Below are 1,243 nucleotides of genomic sequence, written 5' to 3' on the forward strand. Positions count from 1 at the left end.
CCTGAGCTACCCCCGGTTTCTCGGACAGGTTAATTAAGCACTTGCCAGCCTCTCCTGTTCAACTGGCGTCCGATAGCCGAGGCTGCTGTGCAGCCGTTGGCGGTTGTAGAAGACCTCGATGTAATCGAAGAGCTTGCCTCTGGCTTCATCGAGATCCGCAAAACGTTCATGGTGCGTGAGTTCCTGCTTGAGCGAGCTGAAGAAGCTTTCCATCACCGCATTGTCGTAAGGCATGCCCTTGCGGCTCATGCTCGGCTGCAGGCCGGCTGCTTTGAGCTCGGCTTGATAGGCGCCGCTGGTGTACTGGCTTCCCTGGTCGCTGTGATGGATCGCGCCAGACGCTGGCCCGCGACGGTCGAGCGCCATCAGCAGCGCGGCGCTGGCCAATTTCTGATCCGGGCGCTCGCCCATCGCCCAACCCACGATCTGTCGAGTGTGCAGGTCGAGCACAGCCGCGAGATGCAACCAGCCAGTACGGGTCGGCACGAAGGTGATGTCCGCGACCCACACAGCGTCGGGCTTCGGGCTGGAGAACGGCCAAGCCAACAGGTTTGGCGCCGGGGGCACGCGCTGGTACGTCGCCCGCGTGCGCACATATCGCTGTCGCCGCTTGGCCTCGATCCCATGCGCACGGCGCAGCAGACGTACCCGATGTCGGCCACATGTTTCGCCCTCGCGGCGCAGCGCCTGCCACAGCCGTACCGCGCCATAGCATTCCCGGCTCTGCACATGAAGCGTACGGATGCGTTCCAGCAGCCGCGAATTCGCTGCGGCCCGGGGGCCGGGCTTGCGATCTCGCCAAGCGTAGTAGCCGCTCGCCGAGACGTTCAGTGCCTCGCAAAGCCGCCGTATCGGATACCCGGCTTGGTCTCGGATCCAGGCGTACCTCACGGCAACTCCCGCGCAAAGTACGCCGCCGCTTTTTTTAGGATCGCGTTCTCTTCCTTCAGCCGTGCGTTCTCGCGCTTGAGTGCAGCCAGCTCATCGCCGCTGGTCGTGGGACGGCCGCTGCCGGCAAAGGCCGTAGCGCCCTTCTTTTCCAGATCCTGCGCCCACTTGTAGAGCCTGTTGCGCGGGATGCCCAGCCCCCGCGCCACCACCGCAGCGGGACGATCGCCTGCCTTGAACAATCGAACCGCTTCGCGCTTGAACTCCGCTGTGAACTGTTGACGTTTCTGCATCGAACACCTCCGTGCGAGGATTGTCCTCGCTTTTGGGTGTCCGAGAAATCAGGGGTGGCTCA

At 63.4% G+C, this 1,243-nt stretch carries 2 protein-coding genes; both read right to left on the reverse strand.

Features of this window, described 5'->3' with window-relative positions; genetic code table 11:
• Nucleotides 1-33: 33 nt before the first annotated feature.
• A complete protein-coding gene (locus QUB26_RS31860; RefSeq protein WP_333321314.1) occupies nt 34-891 on the reverse strand; it encodes an IS3 family transposase in 858 nt (285 codons plus the stop codon).
• On the reverse strand, nt 888-1,181 hold the full coding sequence (locus tag QUB26_RS31865; protein ID WP_333321316.1) for a transposase: 294 nt from the start codon (nt 1,179-1,181) through the stop codon (nt 888-890). Before QUB26_RS31865 ends, QUB26_RS31860 begins: the two co-directional genes overlap by 4 nt.
• Nucleotides 1,182-1,243: the final 62 nt, after the last annotated feature.

It is taken from the genome of Microcoleus sp. B4-C1, from assembly GCF_036705285.1.
Lineage (GTDB): Bacteria > Cyanobacteriota > Cyanobacteriia > Cyanobacteriales > Microcoleaceae > Microcoleus.